Genomic DNA, 623 nt, shown 5'->3' on the forward strand with positions numbered 1-623 from the left:
CGGAACAGGGCCAGGGTGCGCGGGCCGCCGCCGCGCCACGTCTCGGCGCGGGCGCACACCCAGCGGGCCTCGCCGGCCCCCTCGGGCAGCGGCTGACGCGCGTACGCCCATGAGTTGACCGTGCGCACCCCGTGCGAGCGGGCCGCGCCCAGCGAACACGCCGTCGCCGCCCAGTCCCCGGGCCTGGCCTCGCGCGGGGCGTCCGGACGCCCCGCCGTCAGCCGCGCGGGCACCAGCTCGCCCAGGTCCGTGACGAGCCGGGTGGAGCCGTCGTCCGTGAGCGCCAGCGCGTTCCACGCCGTGCAGGACGCCGAGACGGCCGGGCTCGGGAACGGAGCCGTCACCCCGTCCCGGGACCTGGCCAGGCGCCGCGGTGCGGCGGACGGCTCCAGCAGGTCGCGCAGGGCCGCGCCCGTCACCCACGGCGCCGTCAGATAGCGCACGTTGCCGTCCGCCCGGTCCACGACCACGGCGCCCGACTCCGGGCCCGTCGCCCCGTCCACCCGTGCGAAGTCCAGCGCCGCGCCGCTCGTCCCGTGCTCCGGCTCCGCGTACCGCACCAGCCGCAGCCCGTCGTGGAACAGCACGATCCTCGCCCCGTCCACGACGCCCGCGTACAGCAG

Annotated in this window: 1 pseudogene; it reads right to left on the reverse strand. The window is 78.7% G+C overall.

Features of this window, described 5'->3' with window-relative positions:
• Nucleotides 1-623: pseudogene (locus GTW43_RS18830) on the reverse strand (hypothetical protein); the annotation flags it as partial.

Origin of the sequence: Streptomyces sp. SID5785 (assembly GCF_009870065.1) — a bacterium.
GTDB lineage: Bacteria > Actinomycetota > Actinomycetes > Streptomycetales > Streptomycetaceae > Streptomyces.